This is a genomic window from Mesorhizobium sp. M7A.F.Ca.CA.001.10.2.1 (assembly GCF_003998575.1).
GTDB lineage: Bacteria > Pseudomonadota > Alphaproteobacteria > Rhizobiales > Rhizobiaceae > Mesorhizobium.
In genome coordinates, this window is sequence record NZ_RZQY01001261.1 from 1 (window position 1) to 620 (window position 620).

1 protein-coding gene is annotated in these 620 nt (G+C 57.4%); it reads right to left on the reverse strand.

The features are described from left to right. Positions 1 to 285, reverse strand: a 285-nt coding sequence (locus EN964_RS36525; protein WP_164776580.1) for an acyltransferase, incomplete at its 3' end; no start/stop codon positions are given. Positions 286 to 620 lie beyond the last annotated feature (335 nt).

The window sequence follows — 620 nt, forward strand, 5'->3', positions numbered from 1 at the left end:
GACCAGAAGAGCCGGATAGATGCGGGAGAAGCGGCGTTTGAAGAATTTTTTCAGCGGGTAGCGTTCGATGAACAGGATCTCGCCCATCAGCCGGCCGCTGAGCACGAAAAAGAATTCGACGCCCAGCACGCCAAGATTGATTCCCGGAACCGGAAAGAAATGGCCGATCAGCACCAGTGCGATCGAAAGCCCGCGCCAGCCGTCGAGATAGGCCAGTCTTGTTCTGGTTGATCTGTCGGCGGCGGATCGGGACGGAACGACATGCGTCGCGGAAATGTCGGTCATGCCGATCCTCTCGCAAATAGGCATGCGAAAGGGCACGACATTTCGAACCCGGCTCGCATTCCCGCCCAAATCCATATTGCAGTGCAATATGGATTTGTGCAAGTGCGAGATTGCCGCCGGTGCAGTTCCAGGTGAAGTGTCGGCGGAAGAAATTGCTCAGGCAAACGATTGGTGCGGGGGCGATTCCATCAAAAGTTTGGGCAACTACAGGTCGCCACAAAAGGAAAAGGGGCCGCATGACCCCTTCTCCGTGTCCACAACGGATCGTGTCAGGCGTTGGCGGCAGCCACCGCGCGCTTGGCCATCACCGTGATCAGATTGGCGCGATAGTCGGC